Origin of the sequence: Caenispirillum bisanense, from assembly GCF_900230255.1 — a bacterium.
GTDB classification, from domain to species: Bacteria; Pseudomonadota; Alphaproteobacteria; order Rhodospirillales; family Rhodospirillaceae; genus Caenispirillum; species Caenispirillum bisanense_A.
In genome coordinates this window covers 167298-192605 of sequence record NZ_OCNJ01000004.1, presented here as the reverse complement: position 1 = coordinate 192605, position 25308 = coordinate 167298, and the positions used below count along the sequence as shown (strand labels likewise).

Annotated in this window: 27 protein-coding genes and 1 riboswitch; of the genes, 15 read left to right on the top strand and 12 right to left on the bottom strand. The window is 69.0% G+C overall.

Going from position 1 to position 25308, the window contains the following annotated elements:
* Window positions 1–85 precede the first annotated feature (85 nt).
* Window positions 86–2074 (top strand): DNA topoisomerase IV subunit B, encoded by a 1989-nt coding sequence (gene parE, locus CRP50_RS10690; RefSeq protein ID WP_097279377.1) that lies wholly within the window; start codon window positions 86–88, stop codon window positions 2072–2074.
* Window positions 2075–2155: 81 nt separating this feature from the next.
* On the opposite strand, the gene CRP50_RS10685 is transcribed toward parE, so the two are convergent.
* Together CRP50_RS10685 and CRP50_RS10680 are read right to left on the bottom strand one after the other, a co-directional pair.
* On the bottom strand, window positions 2156–2836 hold the full coding sequence (locus CRP50_RS10685) for an energy-coupling factor ABC transporter permease (RefSeq protein WP_097279149.1): 681 nt from the start codon (window positions 2834–2836) through the stop codon (window positions 2156–2158).
* A 56-nt stretch (window positions 2837–2892) separates the two neighbouring features.
* Window positions 2893–3104, bottom strand: a riboswitch (cobalamin riboswitch).
* 26 nt (window positions 3105–3130) lie between these two features.
* Entirely contained in the window at window positions 3131–3574 is a 444-nt protein-coding gene (locus CRP50_RS10680) for a GIY-YIG nuclease family protein (protein WP_245913437.1), read from the bottom strand.
* A gap of 84 nt (window positions 3575–3658) precedes the next feature.
* On the opposite strand from CRP50_RS10680, the gene CRP50_RS10675 reads away from it, so the two are divergent.
* Entirely contained in the window at window positions 3659–4009 is a 351-nt protein-coding gene (locus CRP50_RS10675; protein WP_097279147.1) for a hypothetical protein, read from the top strand.
* A 26-nt stretch (window positions 4010–4035) separates the two neighbouring features.
* Here the strand turns inward: CRP50_RS10675 and CRP50_RS10670 are convergent, their stop codons facing one another.
* Window positions 4036–4977: a transcriptional regulator GcvA gene (locus tag CRP50_RS10670; RefSeq protein ID WP_097279146.1), complete on the bottom strand. Its 942-nt coding sequence runs from the start codon at window positions 4975–4977 to the stop codon at window positions 4036–4038.
* Between the two features lie 132 nt (window positions 4978–5109).
* Here CRP50_RS10670 and CRP50_RS10665 point away from each other — a divergent pair, with 132 nt between their 5' ends.
* From CRP50_RS10665 to CRP50_RS10655, 3 genes are read left to right on the top strand one after another with little or no spacing between them, the layout of a single operon-like run.
* Window positions 5110–5349, top strand: coding sequence for a DUF1127 domain-containing protein (locus tag CRP50_RS10665; RefSeq protein ID WP_097279145.1), 240 nt, complete (start codon window positions 5110–5112; stop codon window positions 5347–5349).
* A 38-nt stretch (window positions 5350–5387) separates the two neighbouring features.
* On the top strand, window positions 5388–6326 hold the full coding sequence (locus CRP50_RS10660) for a DMT family transporter (protein WP_097279144.1): 939 nt from the start codon (window positions 5388–5390) through the stop codon (window positions 6324–6326).
* Window positions 6323–6820, top strand: a complete 498-nt coding sequence (locus CRP50_RS10655; RefSeq protein WP_097279143.1) for a DinB family protein — start codon at window positions 6323–6325, stop codon at window positions 6818–6820. Before CRP50_RS10660 ends, CRP50_RS10655 begins: the two co-directional genes overlap by 4 nt.
* 204 nt (window positions 6821–7024) lie before the next feature.
* Here CRP50_RS10655 and CRP50_RS10650 read toward each other — a convergent pair whose 3' ends face one another.
* The 5 genes from CRP50_RS10650 to CRP50_RS10630 form a co-directional block, all read right to left on the bottom strand.
* Window positions 7025–7396, bottom strand: a complete 372-nt coding sequence (locus CRP50_RS10650) for a PRC-barrel domain-containing protein (RefSeq protein ID WP_097279142.1) — start codon at window positions 7394–7396, stop codon at window positions 7025–7027.
* A 144-nt stretch (window positions 7397–7540) separates the two neighbouring features.
* Complete coding sequence (gene acs, locus CRP50_RS10645; RefSeq protein WP_097279141.1) at window positions 7541–9478, bottom strand: acetate--CoA ligase; 1938 nt, start codon at window positions 9476–9478, stop codon at window positions 7541–7543.
* A 205-nt stretch (window positions 9479–9683) separates the two neighbouring features.
* Window positions 9684–10115, bottom strand: a complete 432-nt coding sequence (locus CRP50_RS10640; RefSeq protein WP_176525122.1) for a Rieske (2Fe-2S) protein — start codon at window positions 10113–10115, stop codon at window positions 9684–9686.
* A complete protein-coding gene (locus CRP50_RS10635; RefSeq protein ID WP_097279139.1) occupies window positions 10112–10525 on the bottom strand; it encodes an EVE domain-containing protein in 414 nt (137 codons plus the stop codon). The genes CRP50_RS10640 and CRP50_RS10635 overlap by 4 nt, the downstream gene beginning before the upstream one ends.
* A gap of 6 nt (window positions 10526–10531) precedes the next feature.
* Complete coding sequence (locus tag CRP50_RS10630) at window positions 10532–10819, bottom strand: YciI family protein (RefSeq protein WP_097279138.1); 288 nt, start codon at window positions 10817–10819, stop codon at window positions 10532–10534.
* Window positions 10820–11066: 247 nt separating this feature from the next.
* On the opposite strand from CRP50_RS10630, the gene CRP50_RS10625 reads away from it, so the two are divergent.
* The gene (locus CRP50_RS10625; RefSeq protein WP_097279137.1) at window positions 11067–11294 is read left to right on the top strand and encodes a hypothetical protein; all 228 of its coding nucleotides are present in this window, start codon (window positions 11067–11069) and stop codon (window positions 11292–11294) included.
* A 10-nt stretch (window positions 11295–11304) separates the two neighbouring features.
* On the opposite strand, the gene murI is transcribed toward CRP50_RS10625, so the two are convergent.
* Both murI and CRP50_RS10615 read right to left on the bottom strand, forming a co-directional pair.
* Complete coding sequence (murI, locus tag CRP50_RS10620) at window positions 11305–12129, bottom strand: glutamate racemase (RefSeq protein ID WP_097279136.1); 825 nt, start codon at window positions 12127–12129, stop codon at window positions 11305–11307.
* Between the two features lie 89 nt (window positions 12130–12218).
* Entirely contained in the window at window positions 12219–13817 is a 1599-nt protein-coding gene (locus CRP50_RS10615) for a glucan biosynthesis protein (protein WP_097279135.1), read from the bottom strand.
* A 136-nt stretch (window positions 13818–13953) separates the two neighbouring features.
* On the opposite strand from CRP50_RS10615, the gene CRP50_RS10610 reads away from it, so the two are divergent.
* Window positions 13954–14538 carry a hypothetical protein gene (locus tag CRP50_RS10610; RefSeq protein ID WP_097279134.1) on the top strand — a complete coding sequence of 195 codons (585 nt, stop codon included), beginning with the start codon at window positions 13954–13956 and terminating at the stop codon, window positions 14536–14538.
* 8 nt (window positions 14539–14546) lie between these two features.
* A complete protein-coding gene (locus tag CRP50_RS26345) occupies window positions 14547–14675 on the top strand; it encodes a hypothetical protein (protein WP_281257914.1) in 129 nt (42 codons plus the stop codon).
* Between the two features lie 63 nt (window positions 14676–14738).
* Here CRP50_RS26345 and CRP50_RS10605 read toward each other — a convergent pair whose 3' ends face one another.
* Window positions 14739–16094, bottom strand: coding sequence for a glutamine synthetase family protein (locus CRP50_RS10605; protein WP_097279133.1), 1356 nt, complete (start codon window positions 16092–16094; stop codon window positions 14739–14741).
* Window positions 16095–16375: 281 nt separating this feature from the next.
* On the opposite strand from CRP50_RS10605, the gene CRP50_RS10600 reads away from it, so the two are divergent.
* From CRP50_RS10600 to moaD, 6 genes are all read left to right on the top strand, one after another.
* Window positions 16376–17350, top strand: a complete 975-nt coding sequence (locus CRP50_RS10600; RefSeq protein WP_245913436.1) for a calcium/sodium antiporter — start codon at window positions 16376–16378, stop codon at window positions 17348–17350.
* A complete protein-coding gene (locus CRP50_RS10595; RefSeq protein ID WP_097279132.1) occupies window positions 17347–18135 on the top strand; it encodes an SDR family oxidoreductase in 789 nt (262 codons plus the stop codon). Before CRP50_RS10600 ends, CRP50_RS10595 begins: the two co-directional genes overlap by 4 nt.
* 81 nt (window positions 18136–18216) lie before the next feature.
* The gene (folB, locus tag CRP50_RS10590; protein ID WP_322090850.1) at window positions 18217–18630 is read left to right on the top strand and encodes a dihydroneopterin aldolase; all 414 of its coding nucleotides are present in this window, start codon (window positions 18217–18219) and stop codon (window positions 18628–18630) included.
* 467 nt (window positions 18631–19097) lie between these two features.
* The gene (uvrC, locus tag CRP50_RS10585; protein ID WP_097279130.1) at window positions 19098–21050 is read left to right on the top strand and encodes an excinuclease ABC subunit UvrC; all 1953 of its coding nucleotides are present in this window, start codon (window positions 19098–19100) and stop codon (window positions 21048–21050) included.
* Between the two features lie 58 nt (window positions 21051–21108).
* Window positions 21109–21741 (top strand): CDP-diacylglycerol--glycerol-3-phosphate 3-phosphatidyltransferase, encoded by a 633-nt coding sequence (gene pgsA, locus CRP50_RS10580; RefSeq protein ID WP_245913435.1) that lies wholly within the window; start codon window positions 21109–21111, stop codon window positions 21739–21741.
* Window positions 21738–21992: a molybdopterin converting factor subunit 1 gene (gene moaD, locus CRP50_RS10575; protein ID WP_176525121.1), complete on the top strand. Its 255-nt coding sequence runs from the start codon at window positions 21738–21740 to the stop codon at window positions 21990–21992. Before pgsA ends, moaD begins: the two co-directional genes overlap by 4 nt.
* A gap of 216 nt (window positions 21993–22208) precedes the next feature.
* Here moaD and CRP50_RS10570 read toward each other — a convergent pair whose 3' ends face one another.
* Window positions 22209–23486, bottom strand: a complete 1278-nt coding sequence (locus CRP50_RS10570; RefSeq protein ID WP_097279128.1) for an NAD(P)/FAD-dependent oxidoreductase — start codon at window positions 23484–23486, stop codon at window positions 22209–22211.
* Between the two features lie 307 nt (window positions 23487–23793).
* On the opposite strand from CRP50_RS10570, the gene CRP50_RS10565 reads away from it, so the two are divergent.
* Window positions 23794–25176: an aspartate aminotransferase family protein gene (locus CRP50_RS10565; protein WP_097279127.1), complete on the top strand. Its 1383-nt coding sequence runs from the start codon at window positions 23794–23796 to the stop codon at window positions 25174–25176.
* Window positions 25177–25308: the final 132 nt, after the last annotated feature.

The following is a 25308-nucleotide window of genomic DNA, read 5'->3' as shown; positions in this document are numbered from 1 at the left end:
GGCTGCACAACATATAGCGGCGCCGGCGGCGCGCGGCCACTTCATCGTCTTGCCGCTGTGCGGGGCGCTCCCTATAATGCGCGCCATGTCCGATCTCTTCCAGAACACCGCCGCCAAGGTCACCGAGTACACCGCCAAGGACATCGAGGTCCTGGAGGGCCTGGAGCCCGTCCGCAAGCGGCCCGGCATGTACATCGGCGGCACCGACGAGAAGGCTCTCCACCACCTGGTGGCGGAGATCCTCGACAACGCCATGGACGAAGCGGTGGCCGGCCACGCCACCGTCATCGACGTGGAGCTGGGCCTCGACAACGTGGTGACCATCCGCGACAACGGCCGCGGCATCCCCGTCGACCCCCACCCCAAGTACCCGGGGAAGTCGGCGCTGGAGGTGATCTTCACCACCCTGCACTCGGGCGGCAAGTTCGGCGGCGGCGCCTACAAGGTGTCCGGCGGCCTGCACGGCGTCGGCGTGTCGGTGGTCAACGCGCTGTCCGACAGCCTGACGGTGGAAGTCGCCCGCGACCGCAAGCTGGTGCGGCAGAAGTACTCGCGCGGCGTGCCCGTCACCGGCCTCGAAGACCTCGGCACGGTGCAGAACCGCCGCGGCACCACGGTGGTGTTCCACCCCGACCCCGACATCTTCGGCCCGCGTGCCCGCTTCAAGCCGGGCACCATGTACCGCATGACGCGGTCCAAGGCCTACCTGTTCCGCGGCGTGCGCATCCGCTGGAGCTGCGCGCCCGAGCTCATCAAGGAAGACAACCCGACGCCGCAGAGCGCCGAGCTTCACTTCCCCAACGGCCTGACCGACTTCCTGGCCGAGCTGATGGAGGGGCGCGAGACCGTCACCCCCGCCGTCTTCGCCGGCCGCCAGGATTTCCCCGACGACATGGGCGCGGTGGAATGGGCCATCGCCTGGCCGGAAGACCAGGAGGCGTTCTTCTCCTCCTACTGCAACACCGTGCCGACGCCCGAAGGCGGCACCCACGAACAGGGCCTGCGCAACGCGCTGACCAAGGGCCTGCGCGCCTTCGGCGACATGACCAACACCAAGAAGGCCGCCAACCTGACGGCCGAGGACGTGCTGGGCGGCGCCTGCGTCATGCTGTCGTGCTTCATCCGCGAGCCGCAGTTCCAGGGCCAGACCAAGGAAAAGCTGGCGAGCGCCGAGGCGACGCGGCTGGTCGAGCAGGCCATGAAGGACCAGTTCGACCACTGGCTGTCGGGCGACGCCCAGGCCGCCAACGCCCTGCTCACCCACGCCCTGACGCGCGCCGACGAACGCGCCCGCCGCAAGGCGGACAAGGAGACGACCCGCAAGACCGCCACCAAGAAGCTCCGCCTGCCCGGCAAGCTGGCCGACTGCTCGCGCTCCATCGCGCAAGGGACCGAACTGTTCCTGGTGGAGGGCGACTCGGCCGGCGGCTCGGCCAAGCAGGCCCGCATGCGCGAGACCCAGGCTGTGCTGCCCCTGCGCGGCAAGATCCTCAACGTCGCCTCGGCCTCCAACGAGAAGCTGCGCGCCAACCAGGAACTGACCGACCTGCTGGAGGCGCTCGGCTGTGGCGCCCGCGACCGCTACGACGACGAGAAGCTGCGCTACGAGAAGGTCATCATCATGACCGACGCCGACGTCGACGGCGCCCACATCGCCAGCCTGCTGATGACGTTCTTCTACCGCGAGATGCCGAAGCTCATCGAGAACGGCCACCTCTATCTCGCCATGCCGCCGCTCTACCGCCTGACCCACGGCGGCAAGAGCATCTATGCGCGCGACGATGCCGACAAGGAACGCCTGCTGAAGTCCGAGTTCAAGGCCAACGCCAAGGTGGAGATCAGCCGCTTCAAGGGCCTGGGTGAAATGCCGCCCATGCAGCTGAAGGAAACCACCATGAACCCGGCGACGCGCACCCTTTTGCGCGTCAGCATCCCCGACGTGCGCACCGAGGAAAGCCGCGAGGACGCCGCCAGCACCGCGCGTCTAGTGGAACGCCTCATGGGCCGCAAGCCGGAGCTGCGCTTCCAGTTCATCCAGGAAAACGCCCGCTTCGTGGAAGAGCTGGACATCTGACACACCGGTCGCCGCGACGACCCGGACGCGAAGAGGGGGGCCGCAGCCCCCCTCTTTTTCATGACTCGACGGAAGCCCGCCTCACACGGCCGGATGGTAGAGCCGGGCGTGGAAGGCCTTGCTGTCGTGCAGGCGGCGCATCGCCTTGGCGGCGGCCAGCACCGCCAGGTCGGCCAGCGGCTCGACGATGATGACGGTCATGTAGGCGGCGCCGAAGGTGCCGACGCTGGCGAAGGTCTCGGCGGTGAAGCCGTGGCCGTAGATGGCCCAGAAGGCGACCCACGCCACCACGCCGCCCTGGTAGGCGGTGGACAGCGCCAGCGCCTGGCCGTACTTGACCTCGGTGTACGGCGTCTTGGGCGGGATGATGCGGCCGGCGAGGGCGCTCAGGGCGAACAGCGGCACCAGCAGGGTGGTGACGTTCATGCCGTATTGCGGCAGGTCGAACGGCGCGAAGAACACGCCCTGGACCAGCAGGCCGGCGGCGAGGCCGAAGGCGGCGGGCGCTGCGCCGAACAGCAGGAACAGGGTCGAGCCCAGGATCAGGTGGACCTCCGACACGCCCACGGGGTGGTGCGGGAAGACCTCGAAGAAGCAGAACACGGCGGCGGTCGACAGCACGCTGCGCGTCAGGAAGGCGGCGGCGCCGTCGTCACGGACGGTCTCGGCGGCCTTCTTCAGGGCGTAGAGGCCACAGGCCCCGGCGGTACCGTAGCTGAGCAGGATCTTGGCACCGTCGACGATGCCCGGTTCGATATGCATGGCGTTGCTCCTTTCGCGCACCCTCCGTGCGCAAGGACGGCCGGTTTCATGCCGGCCCCAATGGGCGACGCATGGGCAGGTCTCCTGACTCGCGCTTCGTCACCGGCTTCCTCCTTCCCGGACCGTTTCGTCCAGTGGCGTGCGGAAGCGGCTCGCGCTCACAGTTGCGGGGGCAGTCACGGCGCGGGCCCCGATCGGGTCATCCCTTCCGTGTTCCCTATTAATTCCCAGGCTTTGCCTGTCGGAAACCCATGCCCCTTGGACATACCCTCTTCTGCGACCGCGAATCAATCGTCATTCACCACCGGCGAGGGCTGCGGCCACCGCCCGCAGGTCGAGGGCGGCGGGCAGGTGGAGGAGGTGGGCGGCGCACCGCGGGCAGTCGCTGGCCCCCAGGCCGGGCACCGGCGCCGTCGCCCCGGCCGCGAGCGCCCGCGCCGTCAGGGCGCATTCGTCGCCGCCGGGAAAGGGCGCGGCGCGCACGGTGGTGCCGGGCTGCGTCGTCAGCCAGTCGACGTGCCAGCGCAGGGTCTTGTCCGCCGCCATGTGCCGCGTGCAGCGGGCGCGGATGCCGCCGCCGCCCCTGGCCGAGCCCAGGTAGAGGTAGCGCCCGGCCGGCAACGCGGCGCTCGGCCCGAAGCGCGGCGGCAACGGGCAGCGGCGCGGCAGGCGGATGAGCAGGGCATAGGCGCCGGGGGCGGCCGGCAGGCGGTCGGGGTGGGTGGTCCAGGCCGTCACGGTGTTTGACATCCGGAAGCGTTACGCGGAAAGTGGTGCCTGATGATCGCGCCTCGCGCAAGTCGCCGGACGCTGAGGATCCCCATGCCGAACCGCCTCGCCCTGTTCCTGGTCGCCGCCGCCGCCGGTTTCGCCGCCGCGGTGCCCGTCGCCCATGCGGGCTCCACCTACGCCTGGACCAACAAGCCCTATTGGGACGTCGGCAAGCTGGACAAGGAACTGTCGATGCTGTGCCGGCGGGACCAGTTCAACCAGGTGCAGAAGAACCGCCTGAAGATCTGGTACACGGGCAAGGACAACATCGGCCGCGGCAACACGGGCGTCGCCAAGCGCGGCTGGAACCTGAGCGATCCGCACGGCAAGGCCGTCGCCGACCGCACCTATCACTTCGTCAACGACGGCTATTCCGACTGCAAGGTCTTCGTCGCGCCCTGACGGACGTTCCCAGGCCCGAGGCCGCGTCAGCGGTCGTCGCCCGGGAAGAACGAGCGCAGCGGCACGTGCGGCAGCGGCACCGGCGGGGCGGCGCTGCCGAAGGCGGCGCATTCCTCGCGCAGCCAGTCGCGGAAGGCCTTGATCTTCGGGTGATCCTCGGTGCCGCGCGGGCAGACGAACCAGGTGGCGTAGGCATAGGGCAGGCGCACCGGGAAGGGCGCCACCAGCCGACCGCTCGCCAGGTCGTCGGCGGCCAGGCCGGTGCGGCCGAGCACCACGCCCCGCGCATCCATCGCCACCTGCAGCGCCATGGAGCTGTCGAAGAACTCCGTCCCCTTGGGCAGGGTGCCGCCGGTGACGCCGGCCGCCGCCAGCCAGTCCTGCCAGTCGGCGCCGTAGTCGTAGAGCAGCGTCTCGCGCAGCAGGTCGCGCGGGTCGTGCAGGCGCGCCGCCACGGCGGGGGCGCACATGGGCGTCACCTCCTCGGCCAGCAGCAGTTCGGAATAGAGCCCGTCGTAGCCGCCGGTGCCCTGGCGCAGGGCGCAGTCGATGCGGTCGCGGTCGAAGTCCACCGCCTCGAAACTGGCGTGGACGCGCAGGGAAATCTCCGGGTGGCGGTCGAGGAAGCGGCCGAGGCGCGGCATCAGCCACTTGTGGGCGAAGCTCGGCATGACGGAGACGGTCATGGAGCCGTCGTCCTCGCGCGCCGGCCGCAGGGCCGCCGTCGCCTCGGCGATCTGCTCCAGCGCCCCACGCACGGCCACCGCATAGCGCTGGCCGGTGTCGGTGAGCAGCAGCGCGCGGTTGAGGCGGCGGAACAGGGGCACGCCCAGTTGCTCTTCCAGGCCGCGCACCTGCTGGCTGACCGCCGCCTGGGTGACGTGCAGCTCCTCCGCCGCCTTGGTGAAGGACAGGTGGCGGGCGGCGGCCTCGAAGACCCTCAGGGCGTTGAGCGGCGGCAGTCTCATGCATCTACGGATAAGGCGTGCTTATGCGAGCCGCAAGAACTTCTCGTTTGTGGGCGTTGCAGCATCGGCGTACTCCTGAGTCATGGGGACGGCGGCGCTGAAGCCGCTCTCCCGCCGACAGGAGACATCGTCATGGCCACCATCGCCTCGCCGCGCAGCGCGCGGTGCGAAACCCCTTCGCTCGCCCCCGTGTCCGGCTTCGGGCCGGCCGTTATGGCCCTGGCCCGGCGTCTGGAAGACCGTATGATCGTGCTGTTCGACGGCATCGAGGCGCGCCGGGAAGCGGCCGCCCAGCGCCGCCTGCTCGGCAGCTTCGACGACCGCCGCCTCGCCGACCTCGGGCTGTCGCGGAGCGACGTCGAGCGCTTCTGACACCCGACTTCCTCCTCCTCCCGCGCGGGACCTTTCGCATGGTCAACCAGGCCCTTTACGTCGCCGTCGTGCTCATCTGGGGGTCCACCTGGATCGCCGTGAAGTACCAGGTGGGCGTCGTCGCCCCCGAGGTTTCGGTGGCGCTGCGCTTCCTGCTGGCCGCCGCCATGCTCATGGCGTGGTGCGGTGTGCGCCGGCTGCCCATGCGGTTCACCGGGCGCCAGCACCTCTTCATGGCGGCGCAAGGCCTCGGGCTGTTCTGCATCAACTACATTCCCATGTACTGGGCGGCGCAGTGGCTGACCAGCGGCCTGCTGGCCGTCGCCTTCTCGTGCGTCATCGTGTTCAACCTGTTCCTCGGCGCCGTCTTCCTCGGCCATCGCATCGAGCCGCGGGTGGCGCTGGGTGCCGCCATCGGGCTGGCCGGCATCGCCCTGGTGTTCTGGCCGGAGCTGCGCGGCGTCGACCTGACCGACCGCGTGACGCTCGGCGTCGCGCTGGCGCTGGTCGGCACGCTGGCCGCCAGCGGCGGCATGATGATCTCGTCGCGCAACCAGAAGGCCGGCCTGCCGGTGCTGCAGACCAACGCCTTCGGCATGCTTTACGGCGGTGTGGCGACGGCGCTCTACGTCACGCTCGCGCCGGGTATCGACTGGGCGTGGGACGGGCGGACGGAATACGCCGCGGCGCTCGTTTACCTGGCGCTGTTCGGGTCGGTGCTGGGCTTCGGCTTCTACCTCACGCTGCTCGGCCGCATCGGGCCGGCGCGGGCCTCCTACGCCAGCGTGCTGTTCCCGGTGATCGCGCTCGGCATCTCGACCGTGCTCGAGGGCTACCACTGGCCGCCGGTGGCGGTGGCGGGCATGGCGCTGGTGCTGGTGGGCAACGTGCTGGTGCTGACGCGCGGCCGTGTCAAACTGCCGCTGCCGGCCGCCGTCGTGGCGCCGGCCGTCGCCAAGCAGGGGGACCAGGGATGATCGCCGCCCACTACCAGACCTTCGCGCGCTACAACGCCTGGGCCAACCGCCGCCTCTACGACGCCTGCCTGGCCCTGCCGGCGGGCGAGGCGGCGAAGGCGCGGCCGAGCTTCTTCGGCTCCATCGTCAACACCCTGAACCACATCCTGGTGGCCGACCGCATCTGGTTCGGCCGCATCGAAGGCGTCGACTACGGCGCCCGCCGCCTGGACGAGGTGCTCTACGAGAACCTGGAGCATCTCTATGCGGCGCGCGAGGACTTCGACGCCCACATCGTCGCCGTGACCGACGCCTGGACCGACGCCCAGATCATGCAGCCGCTGCGCTACCGCTCGCTCGCCGGCGACGCCTTCGAGCAGCCGCTGCATCTGGTTCTGGCGCACGTCTTCAACCACCAGACCCACCACCGCGGCCAGGCGCACGACATGCTGAGCCAGTGCGGCGTCGAGCCGCCGCCGCTGGACCTGCTGTTCTACGTGCGGGAGACGCGGTAAGGGGGCGTGCGGAGGGCCGCGTTCTTGGCCGCCGCCGGGGACGCCGTGGATGGCCGGATCAAGTTCGGCCATGACAATTTAAGCTGATATTTCAATCGCTTACCATGCCAGGCCATCGGGCCGAGCATCCACGGCTCCCCTGACGGAAGCCGTGGAGGGCGGTGCCGCGGCGTCAGCCGGTGACGCCGCGGGCGACCGAGGACGTCAGTCCTCCCAGGCCTGCAGGCCCTTGATGTCGGCTTCGGTCATGGTGGTGGTGAAGCCGCGGTTCTGGGCGTCGAAGCTCAGGCGATCGGCGGGGACGACCACTTCGGTCTCGTTCATGCCGAGGAAGCCGTCCTCGATTTCCACCACGTAGGCCATGGTGCCGCTGCCGTCGACCAGCACGTTCTCGATCTCGCCGAGGCGCTTGCCGTCCTGGGTCATGACGGCGAGGTCGTCGACGTCGTGGAACTGGCTGGCGCCGATGGCGGCCTGCTGCTGGCTCTGCGTCGTCGGCTGGTTCTGCGCCTGGGCGAGCGCGGCACCCGGCAGCGCGAGGGTGGCGGCGGCGAGGGCGAGGGTGGCGATCTTCATGTCGAAGTCTCCTCTATCGGTTCGTCGTTGTTCTTGGGAAGCAACGCGCGCCGCGCCATATGGGTGCACGATGACCGCGGGCAAAAGGAAACGGGGGCGCCGCCGGCGCCCCCGTTCCGCAGTCTTCCTGGCGATGCCGCCGGCTTACTTGCCGCCGCGGTTCTCGATCAGGTCGTCGACGACGCTCGGGTCGGCCAGCGTCGAGGTGTCGCCGAGCGCGCCGAAATCGTTCTCGGCGATCTTGCGCAGGATGCGGCGCATGATCTTGCCCGAGCGGGTCTTCGGCAGGCCCGGGGCCCACTGGATGACGTCCGGGCTGGCGATGGGGCCGATCTCGTCGCGCACCCACTTCACCAGTTCCTTGCGCAGCTCCTCGGTCGGCTCCTCGTCGGCCACCAGGGTGACGTAGGCGTAGATGCCCTGGCCCTTGATGTCGTGCGGGTAGCCGACGACGGCCGCTTCGGCCACCTTGGCGTGGGCGACCAGCGCCGATTCGATCTCCGCCGTGCCCATGCGGTGGCCGGACACGTTGATGACGTCGTCGACGCGGCCGGTGATCCAGTAGTAGCCGTCGGCGTCGCGACGGGCACCGTCACCGGTGAAGTAGTTGCCCTTGTAGGTGGTGAAGTAGGTCTGCACGAAGCGCTCGTGGTCGCCGTAGACCGTGCGCATCTGGCCCGGCCAGCTCATGGAGATGCAGAGGTTGCCTTCGGTCGCGCCGGACAGCTCGTTGCCCTCGTTGTCCACCAGGATCGGGTAGACGCCGAAGAACGGCAGCGTGGCCGAACCGGGCTTCAGCGCCGTCGCGCCGGGCAGCGGCGAGATCAGGATGCCGCCGGTTTCCGTCTGCCACCAGGTGTCGACGATGGGGCAGCGCTTGTCGCCGACCACGTCGTGGTACCACATCCAGGCTTCCGGGTTGATGGGCTCGCCCACCGAACCGAGGATGCGCAGCGACTTGCGGCTGGTCTTCTTCACCGGCTCGACGCCTTCGCGCATCAGGGCGCGGATGGCGGTGGGGGCGGTGTAGAAGATGTTGACCTGGTGCTTGTCGATGACTTCCCAGAAGCGGGAGACGCTCGGGTAGTTGGGAATGCCCTCGAACATCAGCGAGATGGCGCCGTTGGCGAGCGGGCCGTAGACGATGTAGCTGTGGCCGGTGACCCAGCCCACGTCGGCCGTGCACCAGTAGACGTCGCCGTCCTTGTAGTCGAAGACGTACTGATGCGTCATCGACGTGTAGACCATGTAGCCGCCGGTGGTGTGCAGCACGCCCTTGGGCTTGCCGGTGGAGCCCGATGTGTAGAGGATGAACAGCGGATCTTCGGCGTTCATTTCCTCGGGCTGGCACTCGGCCGGCTCGTTGGCGACCACCTCGTGGTACCACACGTCGCGGCCGTCCTTCATGGTGACGGCGCCGCCGGTGCGCTTGACGACCACCATGGTCTCGACCGAGGGGCAGGACTCCAGCGCCTTGTCGGCATTGGCCTTCAGCGGCACCTTGCGGCCACCGCGCAGGCCTTCGTCGGCGGTGATGACGACGTTGCACTCGCTGTCCTGGATGCGGTTGGACAGGCTGTCGGGCGAGAAGCCGCCGAACACGATGGAATGCACCGCGCCGACGCGGGCGCAGGCGAGCATGGCCACCGCGGCCTCGGGGATCATCGGCAGGTAGATGCAGACGCGGTCGCCCTTCTTCACGCCCATGGTGCGCAGGGCGTTGGCGAACTTGCAGACGCGCTCGTACAGGTCACGGTAGGTGATCTTGGCGTCGTCGGCCGGATCGTCGCCTTCCCAGATGATGGCGACCTGATCGCCGCGCTTCTCCAGGTGGCGGTCCAGGCAGTTCACCGAGGCGTTCAGGGTGCCGTCGTGGAACCACTTGATGTGGACGTCGTGCGGGTCGTAGGAGACGTCGCGCACCTTGGTGAAGGGCTTGATCCAGTCGATGCGCTTGCCGTGCTCGGCCCAGAAGGCGTCGGGGTTCTTGATCGACTGCTCGTACATTTCCTTGTACTTCGCTTCGTCAACCCACGCCTGCTTGGCGATTTCCTCCACGACCGGGAACACGTTATCAGACATTCGTGGTCTCCTTGATGATCCGCGTGAGCCCCATGGGCCCTATCCTGGCGACCGGGGGCATCCCCACCCGGTCGGACGGTTTTCTGTTGTTGTCCAGGAGACCGGAGCCGCGACCTGCCTCCCCGCACGCACGCGGCGTTGGCTCCCTCCCTCCGCTTCTTGCGAGCGGTTCCGGCGCGCATCTTAGGCAAATCGGAGGCCCGTGTCACGGCTCCAACGCAACAATCTTGCGGTTTTTTACGACTAAGCGAAAGGAGGTGAGGAAACGCCCCTCGCACGGTCCTGCGATGCACAGGCCGTCCTCGATGCGGAAGCGGGCCCCGTGGGTGGCACACTGGAGTACCTGCCCATCCGGGGAGAGAAACTTGTCCGGCCACAGGTTCAGCGGGATGTTCAGATGCGGGCAGCTGTTGACGTAACCGAACAGCCGGCCGCCCCGGTTCACCACCACGACGCCCAGCCGGACGCCGGCGTCGTCGAGCACGAAGCCCCGCGCGCCGTCCTCAGGAACAGCGTCGACCGGGCAAAGTTCCCAGTGACCCTCCGAATTTTGTGGAAGCGGCGAAGGGTCGCGCGGCAGGAAGGCGAAGGGGTCGCCGCCGCCCTGCCCGCCGCCGTCTCCGCCACCCCCGGTCACGGCGTCACGCCTCCCAGTTCGCAGATGAGGCGCCAGGCCTCGGCGTCGATGGGCATCACCGACAGGCGCGACTGGCGCACCAGGGCCAGGTGGTTCAGGCGCTCGTCGGTCTTCACCTGATCGAGCGTCACCGGGTTGGGCAGGGCTTCCAGCGCCTTGACGTCGACCATGCCGAAGCGGCCCGATTCGTCGGTGTGGTCAGGATAGTATTCCTTCACCACCTCGCAGATGCCGACGATGCGCTTCTCGTTCACCGAGTGATAGAAGAAGCAGCGGTCGCCGATCTTCATGGCCTTCATGTTGTTGGCGGCCTGGTAGTTGCGCACGCCGTTCCAGTGTTCCGTGCCCTTCTTCACCTGGTCGTCCCACGACCACGTGCCGGGCTCGCTCTTGATGAGCCAGTAGTTCATGGTCGCTCAGCCCACCGCGGCCGGCAGCAGCCACTTGAACGGGCGGATGGTGACCGACTCGAACAGGCCGGCCTTGGCGTAGGGATCGGCGGCGCACCAGGCGTCGACCTCGGCGCGGTCGGCCGCTTCCAGCACCAGCATGGAGCCGATCATGCGCTCGCCGTCGTCGGACAGCAGCGGGCCGCCCATCTTCAGGTTGGCGCTGGCTTTGGCGTATTCGAGGTGGGCGGGGCGATTTTCCTGGCGGATGTGCGCCGAATCGGGTTTGTCGAGGCAGGTGACGGCGAACAGCACGGGACGGTTCCTTTCACGGATGTCGAAGCTGCCGTCCAAGGTAGCGGGGTGGGCGCGGCGGTTCCAGTGCCGGGTGCTCGGTCTGCCACCGGGAGCAAAAGGAGAGGGTGCACGGCCCCTGTGACAAAACGGGGAACCCCATTGCCGCGGCATGGTTTCGCCATAAACCGTGCCCAGCATCCGCGCGTACTTCACGGATGCGGACGTCCGTCCCCAACAAGAGCAACGAGAGCGAGAGGAAGATCGAATGTCGCGCCGCCGGTCCATCGCGGTCGGAGATTACTTCGTCAAGACCAGCGACCCCATGCAGCACGTCTGGCGGGTGGAGTCGATCCAGGAATACGGCGACCTGCCGCCGCACACCAAGATCCGCGAACTGAGGACCGGGCAGGTCATCACCATCGCCGTGTCGGCCCTGGTCGACAGCCGGCTGTTCCGCCGCGCCGCCGGCCCGGCCACCGACGAACCGGCCTGACGCCCGTCCGTCAGGCCGGCACCGCCGTCGCCGGCCAGCGCGCCGCCCGCCCGAAGCCCGCCGACGCCAGGAACGGCAGCAGGGCGGGGTCGGGCTCGCGGGCGGCGGTGAACCACGCGACGTCCGGCCCGGCGGCCCGCTCCGCCATGGCCGCCGCCGGATGGTCCGCCAGCACCGCCGCCAGACGCCGCGCCACCGGCAGCGCCGGGTCGAGCCACGTCACGTCCGGCCGGAAGTGCGCCGCCAGTTCCTCCGTCAGAACCGGATAGTGGGTGCAGCCGAGCACCACCACGTCCACCGCCGCCGCGTCGGCCTGCGACAGCGGCGCGAGGTCGGCGCGCAGCCGGTCGAGGTCCACCGGCAGGCCGCGCACCTTGGCCTCGGCCAGGGCGGCCAGGCTCGGGCAGCCGATGCGCAGTACCCGGCAGTCGGCGGCGAAGTCGGCGATCAGGCGGTCGACGGCGGCGCTGCGCACCGTGCCTTCCGTCGCCAGCAGGGCGATGGTGCGGGTCTTCGACAGCGCCGCGGCAGTCTTGACCGGTGGCACGACGCCGACGAAGGGCAGCGTGAAGCCGGCGCGCAGCACGTCGATGGCGACGGTGGTGGCGGTGTTGCAGGCGATCACCACCGCATCCAGCCGTTGCCGCTCCAGGCCTTGCGCCACCAGGGTGCGGATGCGCTCGGTCAGCGCCTCCGGCGGCAGGCGGCCGTAGGGAAACCAGGCGTCGTCGGCGACATAGGTGACGGCGACGCCTGGGCAGACCTCGCGGATCGCCCGCACGACGGTCATGCCGCCGATGCCGGAATCGAGGACGAGAACGGATGCAGGGTGCATGATGGGAAGCGAGTCCGGAAACGAGCGGTCGAACCGCCGCGGACTCTACTCCCTTCTCGCGGTGCTGCGAATCCCCCGCGTGCGGCGGGTCAGCTCTCCAGCCGCGGCACGTACTGGAACAGCCAGGTCTCGGTCTGCGGCTCGCCGTCGAGGCTGAGGTAGAGGCGCAGCTCCACCGGCTCGCTGCCAGCGGCGGTGAGGTCGAAGTGGGCCCGCCAGCGGCCGAACAGCCCCGGCACCGCCTCCACGAAGACATGGGAGACCTCGCCGCGTGAGGCGGTGATGACGGCTTCGGGGATGACGCCGGTCTTCAGGTAGGGCAGGGGGCCGCCCTCGAACTCCACCACGAACTTGCGCACGCCCGCCGGCCGCGGCTTGCCCGGTTCGCCGCCGCGGCCGATGCGGGTGGCGACGGTGCGGGCGATGGTGCCGGGCAGGAATGGCTCGTGCGCCACCCAGTGCAGGCGGTAGCGATAGGTGAGGGCATCGCCCGCCCGCGCCGGCGCTTCCGGCACCCAATAGGCGCCGATGTTGTCGTGGATCTCGTCGTCGGTCGGGATCTCCAGCAGTTCGACGGCGCCGCGTCCCCAGTCGCCGAGCGGCTCCACCCACAGCGTCGGGCGGTTCTCGTAGCGCACGCCGTCGAGGAAGTGCTCCGGGTTGCGGTCGCGCTGGGCGAGGCCGAAGCCGCGCGGGTTTTCGTCGAGGAAGCTGGAGACGGTGGTGGCCTGCGGGTTGCGCAAGGGGCGCCACAGGTGCTCGCCGCCGCCGGTCCACAGGGCGAGGCCGTCGCTGTCGTGGACCTCGGGCCGCCAGTCGACGCGGAAGGGGCGGTCGTGCTCGCCGTACCAGAACATGGAGGTGACCGGCGCGATGCCCAGACGCTGCACGTCGCGGCGCAGGAACAGGTGCTTTTCCACCTCCATCACCACCGCCTTGCCGCGCGTCGCCTGGAAGCGGAAGGCGCCGGTGAGGCTCGGGCCGTCGAGCAGGGCGTGGATGACCACCGCCTCGCCCTCCTCGGCGGGGGCGATGTAGAACTCGGTGAACAGGGGGAATTCCTCGGGCCGGTCGGGCACGGCGGCATCGATCAGCACACCGCGTGCCGACAGGCCGTATTGCTCCAGCTCGCCGATGGCGCGGAAGTACGACGCGCCGAGGAAGGCCAGCCAGTCGTGGGTGCGCCAGCGGTCCTCGCCGGTGCTCTCCTGCAGGCGGAAGCCGGCGAAACCGGCGTCGGGCGGCAGCCGGTGCGCCGGGCTGTCGGCGGGCATGGCGAAATAGTCGGGGCTGTAGAGGATTTCCTGCGCCTGGCCGTCGACCACGCGATGCATCTTCACCGCCGCCTGGAAGAACTCGCCCAGGTGGAAGAAGGTGGCCGGATAGGCGCTCGGCCCGTCGGCATAGAGCGCGAGGTCGGGCTTGAACTTGATCTGCCCGTGGGCGGCGTAGTCGATGGCCGCCGTCACCTCGGGCAGGGGGCGGTAGGGCTCGCGGAAGGGGTCGCCGGCCGCCGTGCGGGCGCGGGCGATCAGGTCGTCGAAGCGGAAGGCGAAGGGCTCGCCGAGCTTCAGCCCGCCGGGAGCGTCTGCGGCCCCTTGCGCACGGCCGGCCCCGGGCAGGGCGGCGGCGAAGGCGAGACCGAGGGTGCCGGTGACGAAAGCTCGACGCGAAACGCGCGACGACATGGGCGGATGCTCCTCCTCTGGCTGCGACCCCTGCTCAAACGCAGACGGCGGCGGGAGGATGCATCGACACTTGCGGAGTCACGGGCCTGTCACCGGGTGCGGGTGCTTTCCAGGCGCGGCGGGAATGCGTATAAGCGTGCAACTGCGCGATGTGCCGTGGACGGGGGCGAGGCGGGTGGTGAAGGCGTTCCTTCAAGTGTGCTGGCGGTTCGTCACCCTCGCGTCGGTGAAGGTGACCGTCCAATTGGTGACCTTGTGCCTCGCGTTCCTGGGGCCACTGCTGACCGTGCAGGCATGGCCGTTCACCAGCAAGTTCTGGCGCCTTGCGACGCTATTGAACGAGAAGGAACAGTTCGGGCAAATGATTCTGGCCGTCGTTCCGCTGCTGTGCGTTTCTTTCACTAATGTGGTGAACCATGCCCTCGCGGTGCATTCCGTCGGCGGAAGGCGGCGGATGGGTTACCTCGGGCTTGGGCTCGCCATGCTGGTGATGCTGGTGTTCCTCGTGTTCCTGCTGGCAATGCTCGGGATGGCGAACAACAAGCTCGATGCGGAGGATCTGCAGGCCGCCCGCAGCCTCGTCGGCTGGGCCATCGCCATGGGGTTCCTGATCGAGTTCACCTTGTCGTGGCTGGAAGCGACGCCTATCATCAAATCAGCGACGGGCGAGGACACGTCCCGCCGCCCACTTCCCGACGGCGCTGGAGGGCGCAGCCAATGATGGACACCTTGATTCTTCTCACGAAGGGGCTCGCGCTCCTGTCCGTCGTGCTGATTCTCATCGGCGTCCGGCCGCTGTTCCTGCACCTGCTCGAAGAGGTGCGGGAGGAAGAGCGGCGCAAGCTGCATCGCTCCTGACGCTGCGCCGCGGCGGCGGAAAGGAAAACGGGCCGGTCCCCAGGGGAGCCGGCCCGTCGTCGTTCAGAGGTACCAGTTGTATTCGTGCGGGGCGATCAGGCTCTGGAATTTCTCCATCTCGGCCCACTTGGTCTCGTGGTAGAGCGACAGGTACTCGCGGCTGATGTAGCCCGGCAGGATCTTCGCCTCGTCCAGGCGCTGCAGGGCCGAACGCCAGGTCCAGGGCACCGACTCGTCCATCTCCTTGCCGGCGTTGCCGGTGTGGGCCGGGCCGGGGTCGATGCGGTTCTTGATGCCGTGATGGGCGCCGAGCATCACCGCCGCCAGGGCGAGATAGGGGTTGGCGTCGGCGCCGCAGATGCGGTGCTCCACCCGCCGGGCCGCGCCCTCGCCCGAGGGCACGCGGAAGGCGACCGAGCGGTTGTTGATGCCCCAGGTGGGGCCCGTCGGCACGTAGAGGTTGGGCTGGAAGCGGCGGTAGGCATTGGCGTTGGGCGCGAAGATCGCCATCGCCTCGGCCATGGTCGCCTGCATGCCGCCGATGGCCCAGCGCAGCATGTCGGTGCCGCCGTCGCCGCCGTCGTCGAACAGGTTCTTGCCCGTCTCGTCGCACAGCGACAGGTGGATGTGCAGCCCGTTGCCCGACATCTTGCTGAAGGGCTTGGACATGAACGTCGCCTCGAAGCCGTGACGCTCCGCCACGCCCATGACCACGCGCTTGAGCAGGCTGGCGTGGTCGGCGGCGGAGACGCCGCTGGTCACGTGCCGCAGGTTCACCTCGAACTGCCCCGGCGCATATTCGCTCGACGCCGTGTAGCAGGGCACGCCCTGGACGTTGCAGGCGGTTTCGATGTCGCGCAGCACGGCGGCGTAGGATTCGATTTCCCACATGCCGTAGACCTGGGTGTTCTTGTCGCGCTGCCCGGTGTCGGGGGCGATGGGGAACTGCGGGCTGCCGTCGGTCATGCGCTGGCGGTCGATGAGGTAGAACTCGAGCTCGAGCGCCGTCACCGGGTGCAGCCCGTCCTCGACCAGCCGGCTCTCGACGGCGCGCAGCACGTTGCGCGGATCGAGGCTGGAGGCGGTGCCGTCCTGGTCGGTCATGGTCAGCAGCACCTGCGCCGAGGGCACGCGGGCCCAGGGCACCCGCTTCAGGGTGCCGGCGACGGGCACGGCGATGCCGTCCGGGTCGCCGTCGGAAAAGCCGCGCCCGCCGGCGTCGGGGCAATCGCCCGTCACGTCGAGCAGGAACACGCTGTAGGGGATCTGCATGCCGTTGGTGAACAGGCCCTTGGCGTCCTGCCGCGGATAGCGCTTGCCGCGCACGATGCCGCACAGGTCGAACAGAATGGCGTCCACGTATTCCACGTCAGGGTGGTCGGCCAGGAAGCTGGTCAGCTCCTCGACGCCCGGTTTCATGATCGTGATACTCCCCATGTGAGCCTTGCAGCCCGTCCTGGCTTCCGTCGCAAATCTCGAACACCGCGCGGAACCATCCGGCGCACATCACCGGTTAGGCGGACGGCCGCAGGCTTTCTGTTGTGCCTTTACAGGGTGCCCGTGGCCGCGTGGGGCTGTCAATCGCCCGATGAATTTATTTGACACCCCACCCGCGTCGGAGGCGGCGCTTCCTTGACTCCCCTGCCGCGGGCGCCCATGGTCCCGACGGTCCCGCACGACCCCAGGAGGAAGACCGCCCCATGCTCATGTCGTGGATCTCGTTCGTCGCCGGCCTCGTGCTGCTGGTGATCGCCGCCGAGGCGCTGGTGCGCGGCGCCGTCGCCATGGCCGAGCGTCTCGGGATCTCGCCGCTGGTGGTCGGTCTGACGGTGGTGGCCTTCGGCACCTCGGCGCCCGAGCTGGTGGTCTGCGTGCAGGCGGCGCTGGAGGGGTCGGGCGGCCTGGTCTACGGCAACGTCATCGGGTCCAACATCGCCAACATCATGCTGATCCTCGCCTTCGCGGCGCTGATCCAGCCGGTGCACGCCGAGATGAAGCCCTTCGCCCGCGAATCGGCGGTGCTCATCGCCGCCACGCTGGCCATGGTCGCCTTCACCTGGGGCGACGGAGTGATGCGCCTGGAAGGCGGGATCCTGCTGGCGGCGCTGGCCACCTACCTGCTGTGGTCCTACTTCCGCGAACGCCGCAGCGCCGCGCAGGCCCGCGCCGCCGCGGCGGAACTGGAGGAACTGTCGACCCTGCAACACAAGCCGTGGTGGGTCATCATCGGCGCCACCCTGGTGGGCCTCGCCGGCGTCGTGGCCGGGGCGCGCTTCCTGGTGGTCGGCGCCACCGCCATCGCCCGCGACTGGGGCGTGCCGGAGGAGGTGATCGGCCTGACCATGGTCGCCGTCGGCACCTCGCTGCCCGAACTGGCGACCGCCGTCGCGGCGGCGCTGAAGAAGCACAACGACGTGGCGCTCGGCAACGTGGTCGGCTCCAACGTCTTCAACATCCTCGGCATCATGGGCGTGGCGGCGCTGGTGAAGCCGTCCGCGGCGCCGGCCCAGGTGATGCAGTTCGATGTCTGGGTGATGCTCGGCGTCACCCTGCTGCTGGTGCCCTTCTTCCTGTCGGGCCGCCAGCTGTCGCGCGCCGAGGGAGGGCTTCTCCTCGGCGGTTACGCCGCTTATATAGCCGTCCTCTTCATCGGCGTGGAAACCGTGTTCGCATGACCCAGCCCCTGCCTTCGCCCAAGACGGTCCTGGTCACCGGCGCCGCCAAGCGCATCGGCCGCGCCGTGGCGCTCGATCTCGCCGCCCACGGCTGGAGCGTCGCCGTCCATTACCGCTCCGACCCCGCCGAGGCCGAGGCCGTGTGCGCCGAAATCGAGGCGCAGGGCGGCCGTGCCGTCGCCGTGCGCGCCGATCTCGCCCGCGAGGAGGAGACGGCGACCCTGGTCGACCGCGCGGTGGAGGCCCTCGGCCCGCTCGGCGCGCTGGTCAACAACGCCTCGGTGTTCGAGTACGACAGCTGGGACTCGGCCGACCGCGCCTCGTGGGACCTGCACATGGAGGCCAACCTGCGCGCTCCCTTCGTGCTGACCCAGGCCTTCGCCCGTCAGGTGGCGGAGCCCGCCCATGGCTGCGTCGTCAACGTCATCGACGAGCGGGTGTGGAACCTGACGCCGCACTTCGTCAGCTACACCCTGTCCAAGGCCGGCCTGTGGACACTGACGCAGACGCTGGCGCTGGCGCTGGCGCCGCGCATCCGGGTCAACGGCGTCGGCCCCGGCCCGACCCTGCCGAGCCCGCGCCAGAGCGAGGAGCAGTTCGCCGAGCAGTGCGCCGCCATGCCGCTGACGCGCGGCACCAATCCGCAGGAAGTGGCGGACGCGGTGCGATTCATCCTTGCGGCGCCGGCCATGACCGGGCAAATGATTGCCCTCGACGGCGGGCAGCATCTGGCGTGGAACCAGGCGCCGCGTCACGGCCAGGGACCGCAATTCCTGGCGGAGTGACCCGACCCGCCCCATATCGCGCCTCCGCGCCGCACGGCTGACCGCCCGGCGGCCGCGCACGCCCAGCGGATCCGGATGCCCATGACCCCCAGTCCCGTCGTCAAGCCGTTCCCCATCGCCAACGCCCACCTGGGCCTGCGGCACGTCTTCCTGCGTGACCTGCTGATCGTCGCCAAGGTCGGCGTCTACAAGCACGAGCACGAGACGGCGCAGCGCGTGCGCATCAACCTGGACCTGGCGGTGCGCGAGGGCGAAGGCCCGGTCGGCGACCGACTGGACGAGGTGGTCTGCTACGAGGAAATCCGCAACAAGGTGCGCGACGTGGTGCTCGACCGCCACGTCAACCTGGTGGAGACCATGGCCGAGCGCATCGCGCAGGCCTGCCTCGCCGACGGGCGAATCCGCTCGGTGCGGGTGCGCGTCGAGAAGCTGGACGTGTTCGACGACGTCTCCTCCGTCGGCGTCGAGATCGAGCGCTTCAGCACCCTCGGCTGAGTCGGTCGCCGGCGACGGCGGCCGGCGAAGCGGTCCGATGCCGCCCGGAACTTATCCGGTCGGCCCGCGCCCTGGTCGAAAGGTGTAACTGCCGGTGGCTCTTTCGGTCTGTCAAGCTGTTCCGCGTCCGCCGACGGTGGGTTTTGCACAGGCATCAGGGCGGCTGCCCTACCGCAACATGCCTGTCAAGAAGGAACATGGCAGCCCCGCCACGCAGCCTTACCGCGCATCAAAAATGTTGAAAATCAAAGGCTTGGCTGCGTCGCCCAAAAAATGGGCAAAGCGATGAGACTCGTGGGCTCCTGCGGGTTCGGAGTGTTTGCTCCACAGCTTTGCACACAGTTATCCACAGCGTCCGTGGATATGTCGATGGACGTAAGGGTTCCCCTACGGACTCCTCGATTCTCCAGTGTGACGGCGGTGTTGCACCCGTTGACCCGCGTTCCGTCCTGCCCGAAGTTGCAGCCATGACCGCCCCGACCCGTGATCCGAAAGAGACCGCCGCCGCGCTGGTGGACCCCGCGGCGACCATCCGCGTGGACCAGACGGCCGTGACCGCCGAGGACGCGGCGGATGCCCCCCATCCCGGCGTCGCCGTCATCGTGCGCACGCTGAAGACGCTGCCCGACAAGCCCGGCGTCTACCGCATGATGAATGCGCGCGGCGACGTGCTCTACGTCGGCAAGGCGAAAAGCCTGAAGAAGCGCGTCGTCGCCTATACCCGCATCGGCCAGTTGCCCATGCGGCTGCAGCGCATGGTCACCGAGACGGCGGCCATGGAGATCGTCGTCACCAATACCGAGGTCGAGGCGCTGCTCCTCGAGAGCAACTACATCAAGCGCCTGAAGCCGCGGTACAACATCCTGCTGCGCGACGACAAGAGCTTCCCCTACGTCGTCGTCACCGACGGGCATGACTATCCGCAGATCGTCAAGCATCGCGGGGCGCGGTCGCTGAAGGGCCAGTACTTCGGCCCCTTCGCCAGCGCCGGCGCCGTCAACCAGACGCTCGCCCACCTGCAGAAGGCCTTCCTGCTGCGCTCGTGCTCCGACGCCGTGTTCGGCAGCCGCACCCGGCCGTGCCTGCTGTTCCAGATCAAGCGCTGCTCCGCCCCCTGCGTCGAGCGCATCCCGCGCGACACCTACCGCGAGCTGGTGGAGGAGGCACGAGCCTTCCTGTCGGGCGAAAGCGCGCGCGTGCAGCGCGAGCTGGCGCGCCGCATGGAGACGGCGTCGGAGAACCTGGAGTTCGAGGAAGCGGCCATGTACCGCGACCGCATCCGGGCGCTGACGCGCATCCAGGCGCACCAGGAGGTCAACCTGCCCGACGCCGCCGACGCCGACGTCATGGCCATCCACCAGGCGGGCGGCCAGGCCTGCGTGCAGGTGTTCTTCTTCCGCGCCGGGCAGAACTACGGCAACCGCGCCTACTTCCCGGCCCACAGCCAGGACGCCGAGCCGGGCGAGGTGCTGGAGGCCTTCATCGGCCAGTTCTACGACAACAAGGACCCGCCGAAGGAACTACTGCTCAGCCACGCCCTGCCGCAGGAAGCCCTGATGACCGAGGCGCTGACGTCCAAGGCCGGCCGCCGCGTGCGCATCCACATCCCCAAGCGCGGCGACCGCGCCGCCATGGTGGCGACCGCCGAACGCAACGCCCGCGAGGCGCTCGGCCGCCGGCTGGCGGAAAGCTCCGCCCAGCGCAAGCTGCTGGACGGCGTGGCGGAGGTGTTCGGCATGGACCGCACGCCCGAGCGGGTGGAGGTCTACGACAACAGCCACATCCAGGGCACCAATGCGCTCGGCGGCATGATCGTGGCGGGGCCGGAAGGCTTCATGAAGAATGCCTACCGCAAGTTCAACATCAAGGGGCCGGTGGCGCCGGGCGACGACTACGGCATGATGCGCGAGGTGCTGACGCGCCGCTTCAAGGCCGCCCAGCGCGACGACCCCGACCGCGACCGCGGCCAGTGGCCCGACCTGGTGCTGGTGGACGGCGGCCAGGGCCAGCTGACCGTTGCCTGCGAGGTCTTCGCCGAACTGGGCGTCGAGGACGTGGCGCTGGTGTCCATCGCCAAGGGGCCGGACCGCAACGCCGGCCGCGAGCGCTTCTTCATGGCCGACCGCGCGCCCTTCCAGCTGCCGCCCAACCACCCGGTGCTGTATTTCCTGCAGCGGCTGCGCGACGAGGCCCACCGGTTCGCCATCGGCGGCCACCGGGCGCGGCGCTCCAAGGACATCCAGAAGTCGAGCCTGGACGACATCGGCGGCATCGGCGCGGCGCGCAAGAAGGCGCTGCTGCACCACTTCGGGTCGGCGCGGGCGGTGTCGGAAGCGGCGCTGCAGGATCTCGAAAGTGTCGACGGCATTTCCGCCGCACTTGCCCGCAAGATCTATGATCACTTCCATCCCGAGGGGTAAGGCGGCTAAGATCGCGCCGCAGTCCGCCCCCGGGGACAGCCAGCAAGAGGACCGGCCGTTGTATACCCTGCCGAACATCCTGACGTTGTCGCGCATCTTCGCGATTCCGGCGGTGGTGGCTCTGTTCTATGTGCCCGGCGACCTGTCGCAGTGGATCGCCTGCGGCCTGTTCGTCGCGGCCGCCGTCACCGACTGGTTCGACGGCTGGCTGGCGCGGCGGTGGAACCAGGTCAGTTCGTTCGGGCGCTTCCTCGACCCCATCGCCGACAAGCTGCTGGTGGCCGCCGTGCTGCTCATGCTGGTCGGCTTCGAGGGGCTGTCGGTGTGGAGCTACCTGCCGGCGGTGGTCATCCTCTGTCGCGAGATCCTGGTGTCGGGCCTGCGCGAGTTCCTGGCCGAGATCCAGGTGAGCATGCCGGTCACCAAGCTGGCCAAGTGGAAGACGACCTTCCAGCTGGTGGCGCTGACGCTGCTCATCCTGGGCGATTCGGCGCCGTGGGGCATTCCCGCGACGCTGATCGGCGAGGTGGCGCTGTGGGTGGCGGCGCTGATGACCGTGGTGACGGGCTGGGACTACCTGACCCACGGCCTGTTCCACATGAAGGAAAACGACCGCCGCCGCGCCGAGGCCCGCGTCGCCGAGCGCGCGGCCATGCAGCAGCAGGACCTGCACAAGGAGGCCGGCGAATGATCACCGTTCTGTACTTCGCCTGGCTGCGCGACGGCGTCGGCACCGGCCGCGAAGACATCGACCCGCCGCCGTCCGTCGAGACGGTCGCCGACCTGATCGCCTGGCTGGCTGCCCGCTCCGACAAGCACGCCCAGGCCTTCGGCGACACGACGCGGCTGCGCTGCGCGGTGAACCAGGACTACGCGACGCTGCAGACGGCGGTGAAGGCCGGCGACGAAGTGGCCTTCTTCCCGCCCGTCACGGGCGGGTGAGGGCGCGGGGCGCCCGCGTGCCGCCTTCCTTCCTTTCTTCCTTCCTTGTCATGCCCGGCCTTGAGCCGGGTATCCACGGCTCCCCTGGCGGGTGCCGTGGAAGACGGAGCCCTCGGCCGTCGCCGGGGACGCCGTGGATGGCCGGATCAAGTCCGGCCATGACAATTTCGTGCGATGGCGAGGGGCGGTGGCGCACGCCGGCCCGCCCCACCACCCTCACAGCGCGTCGCGCAGGCGGCGCCAGGCCATGGCGAGGACCAGGGCGGGGGTGCGGAACAGGGTGCCGCCGGGGAAGGGGATGGTCGGCAGGCGGCCGATGAGGTCGAAGCGTTCCGCCTGGCCCGCCACCGTCTCGGCCATCAGCCGGCCGGCGAGCGTGGTCAGGCCGACGCCGTGGCCGGAGAAGCCCTGGGCGTAGATCACGTTGGGCGCGAGGCGGCCGAAGTCCGGCAGGCGGTTCACCGTGATCGCCACGTAGCCGCCCCAGGCGAAATCCACCTTCACGTCCGACAGCTGCGGGAAGTAGTGCAGCATGGTCCGCCGCATGGACTCGGCGACGTTGCCGGGGTCGATGCGCGAATAGCTCACCTTGCCGCCGAACAGCATGCGGTGGTCGGCGGAGCGGCGGAAATAGTTGAGCACGAACAGGATGTCGGCCACCGCCTCGTTCTGCGGGATGAGCTTGGCGGCGCGATTCTCGCCCAGCGGCTCGGTCGCCAGGATGTAGGTGCCGACGGGCATGATGGTCTGGCCGAGCTTGCGCTCCGTCTCCCACAGGTAGGCGTTGCCGGCCATGACCACCCACTTGGCCGTCACCCGCCCCTGCGGCGTCACCACCACCGCCGGGTCGCCCTTCTCCCACCGCACCATGGGCGTCGTCTCGTAGAGCATGGCGCCGGCCTTCTCGGCGGCGGCGGCCAAGCCCAGGGTGTAGTTGAGCGGATGGATGTGGCCGCCGGCGGGGTCGTAGAGGCCGCAGGTGTAGCGTTCCGAATCCACCCGCTCGCGTACCGCGGCGCGGTCCAGGTACTGCAGGCCGCCGTAGCCGTAGCGCTGCCATTCCTCCGCCAGGTCGTGCAGCTCGCGCTCGTGGCGCGGCTTGACGCCGACGTGGATGTGGCCGGGCCGGTAGTCGCAGGCGATGGCGTGGCGGGCGACGTGCTCCTTCACCGAGTCGATGGCCTCGACGCTCATGTCCCACAGGGTCTTGGCGTCTTCCGGGGCGACGTGCTTCTCTACGTTGCTCATGTCGGTGGCGTAGCCGGCGATGAGCTGCCCGCCCGAGCGGCCCGACGCGCCCCAGCCGATGCGCTGGCTTTCGATCAGCACCACCTTGTAGCCGCGCTCCGCCAGGTGCAGCGCCGCCGAGCATCCCGTCATGCCGCCGCCGACCACGCAGACGTCGGCGGTCACCTCCCCCTGGAGCGGAGGATGCTCCGGGAAGGGATTGGCCGAGGCGGCGTAGTAGGACGGCGTGTGGGGCGGCAGCGTCATGGGGTGGGCGACTCGCTGTGGTGGGGCGGGAAGATGGTTTCTCGGTATGCCCGCGCGACGGGAGCTGTCAAGCAGGGTGTAAAACATCGCAGGGCTGCCGTTCGGCGATCCGACTGCGCCTGTCGGAGGATTTTCACCGCTCAAGTGGTTGCGGAACAAGGATTTGCGCCTTGGTGTGCGGCGCAATGGGCACTTTTCGGCTTTTCCGGCCCGCGCGGATGTGTTCAAAATAATCACCACGGACGCCCGCCGAGCGGGACACCGAGTCGCAACACGGCCCGCGGGGCCCTTCGTCTCAGGAGCCACCATGACCGCCTTGACGGCCTTCAACCGCACCACCGAGCAGTGGAAGCAGATCGACACGGCGCACCACATGCACCCCTTCACCGACTTCAAGGCGCTCGCCTCGGAAGGAGGGTCGCGCCTGATCGTCAAGGCCGACGGCCCCTACCTGTGGGACAGCGAGGGCGAGCAGATCCTCGACGGCATGGCCGGCCTGTGGTGCGTCAACGTCGGCTACGGGCGCAAGGAACTGGCCGAGGCCGCCTATCAGCAGATGATGGAGCTGCCGTACTACAACACCTTCTTCAAGACCACCACCATGCCGGCCACCGAACTGGCCCGCAAGCTGGTGGAACTGGCGCCGCCGGGCATGAACCATGTGTTCTTCGCCGGCTCCGGCTCGGAAGCCAACGACACCAATGTGCGCATGGTGCGCCGCTACTGGACGCTGGAAGGTCAGCCGGAGCGGCAGGTCATCATCGGCCGCAAGAACGGCTACCATGGGTCCACGGTCGCGGCGCTGTCGCTCGGCGGCATGTCGGCCATGCACACCCAGTCGGGCCTGCTGCCGGGCTTCGCCCACATCGACCCGCCGCACCACTTCCAGCTGGGCTGGGGCGAGGACGAGGACGCCTTCGGCATCCGCGCCGCCGGGTGGCTGGAAGACAAGATCAAGGAGATCGGGCCGGAGAAGGTGGCCGCCTTCATCGCCGAGCCCATCCAGGGCGCCGGCGGCCTCATCTATCCGCCGCGCACGTACTGGGCCGAGATCCAGCGCATCTGCAATGAATACGGCATCCTGCTCATCGCCGACGAGGTGATCTGCGGCTTCGGGCGCACCGGCACGTGGTTCGGCTCGTTCACCTTCGACATCAAGCCCGACCTGATGACCATCGCCAAGGGCCTGTCGTCGGGCTACCAGCCCATCGGCGGCGTGCTGGTCGGCGACCGGGTGGCGAACACGCTCATCGAGAAGGGCGGCGAGTTCTACCACGGCTACACCTACTCCGGTCATCCGGTGGCCTCGGCCGTGGCGCTCGCCAACCTGAAGATCCTGGAGGACGAGGGCATCGTCGACCGCGTCGGCTCCGACATCGGCCCCTACTTCCAGGGCCGCCTGCGCGAGCTGAGCGATCACCCGATCGTCGGCGAAGTGCGCGGCATCGGCCTCATCGCCGGCATCGAGCTGATCAAGGACAAGGCCAAGCACGAGTTCTTCCCGAACGCCGGCAAGGTCGGCACGCTCTGCCGCGACCACAGCTTCCGCAACGGGCTGATCATGCGCGGTGTCTACGACACCATGGTGCTGTCGCCGCCGCTGATCGTGACGCGCGACCACGTCGACGAGATGGTCGGCAAGATCCGCCGCGTGCTCGACCTGACCGCCAAGGACGTCGGCCTGCTGTAATTTTCTGCTACCATCTTCTTCTTCACCCCCGCGGGCCGTACGGCCGGCGGCACCGCGGGGGCACTTGAAACACCGACAATCGGCCGGCACGTAGAACAGGTTACGGAAGCCCACGGCACGTCGCGGCAAGAC

Bases quoted from the DNA above. Each gene is read 5' to 3' on its own strand.
- parE (WP_097279377.1), top strand. From the start codon at position 86: ATGTCCGATCTCTTCCAGAACACCGCCGCCAAGGTCACCGAGTACACC.
- CRP50_RS10685 (WP_097279149.1), bottom strand. From the start codon at position 2,836: ATGCATATCGAACCGGGCATCGTCGACGGTGCCAAGATCCTGCTCAGC.
- CRP50_RS10675 (WP_097279147.1), top strand. From the start codon at position 3,659: ATGCCGAACCGCCTCGCCCTGTTCCTGGTCGCCGCCGCCGCCGGTTTC.
- CRP50_RS10670 (WP_097279146.1), bottom strand. From the start codon at position 4,977: ATGAGACTGCCGCCGCTCAACGCCCTGAGGGTCTTCGAGGCCGCCGCC.
- CRP50_RS10665 (WP_097279145.1), top strand. From the start codon at position 5,110: ATGGCCACCATCGCCTCGCCGCGCAGCGCGCGGTGCGAAACCCCTTCG.
- CRP50_RS10660 (WP_097279144.1), top strand. From the start codon at position 5,388: ATGGTCAACCAGGCCCTTTACGTCGCCGTCGTGCTCATCTGGGGGTCC.
- CRP50_RS10655 (WP_097279143.1), top strand. From the start codon at position 6,323: ATGATCGCCGCCCACTACCAGACCTTCGCGCGCTACAACGCCTGGGCC.
- CRP50_RS10650 (WP_097279142.1), bottom strand. From the start codon at position 7,396: ATGAAGATCGCCACCCTCGCCCTCGCCGCCGCCACCCTCGCGCTGCCG.
- acs (WP_097279141.1), bottom strand. From the start codon at position 9,478: ATGTCTGATAACGTGTTCCCGGTCGTGGAGGAAATCGCCAAGCAGGCG.
- CRP50_RS10635 (WP_097279139.1), bottom strand. From the start codon at position 10,525: ATGAACTACTGGCTCATCAAGAGCGAGCCCGGCACGTGGTCGTGGGAC.
- CRP50_RS10625 (WP_097279137.1), top strand. From the start codon at position 11,067: ATGTCGCGCCGCCGGTCCATCGCGGTCGGAGATTACTTCGTCAAGACC.
- murI (WP_097279136.1), bottom strand. From the start codon at position 12,129: ATGCACCCTGCATCCGTTCTCGTCCTCGATTCCGGCATCGGCGGCATG.
- CRP50_RS10615 (WP_097279135.1), bottom strand. From the start codon at position 13,817: ATGTCGTCGCGCGTTTCGCGTCGAGCTTTCGTCACCGGCACCCTCGGT.
- CRP50_RS10605 (WP_097279133.1), bottom strand. From the start codon at position 16,094: ATGAAACCGGGCGTCGAGGAGCTGACCAGCTTCCTGGCCGACCACCCT.
- CRP50_RS10600 (WP_245913436.1), top strand. From the start codon at position 16,376: ATGCTCATGTCGTGGATCTCGTTCGTCGCCGGCCTCGTGCTGCTGGTG.
- CRP50_RS10595 (WP_097279132.1), top strand. From the start codon at position 17,347: ATGACCCAGCCCCTGCCTTCGCCCAAGACGGTCCTGGTCACCGGCGCC.
- folB (WP_322090850.1), top strand. From the start codon at position 18,217: ATGACCCCCAGTCCCGTCGTCAAGCCGTTCCCCATCGCCAACGCCCAC.
- uvrC (WP_097279130.1), top strand. From the start codon at position 19,098: ATGACCGCCCCGACCCGTGATCCGAAAGAGACCGCCGCCGCGCTGGTG.
- moaD (WP_176525121.1), top strand. From the start codon at position 21,738: ATGATCACCGTTCTGTACTTCGCCTGGCTGCGCGACGGCGTCGGCACC.
- CRP50_RS10570 (WP_097279128.1), bottom strand. From the start codon at position 23,486: ATGACGCTGCCGCCCCACACGCCGTCCTACTACGCCGCCTCGGCCAAT.
- CRP50_RS10565 (WP_097279127.1), top strand. From the start codon at position 23,794: ATGACCGCCTTGACGGCCTTCAACCGCACCACCGAGCAGTGGAAGCAG.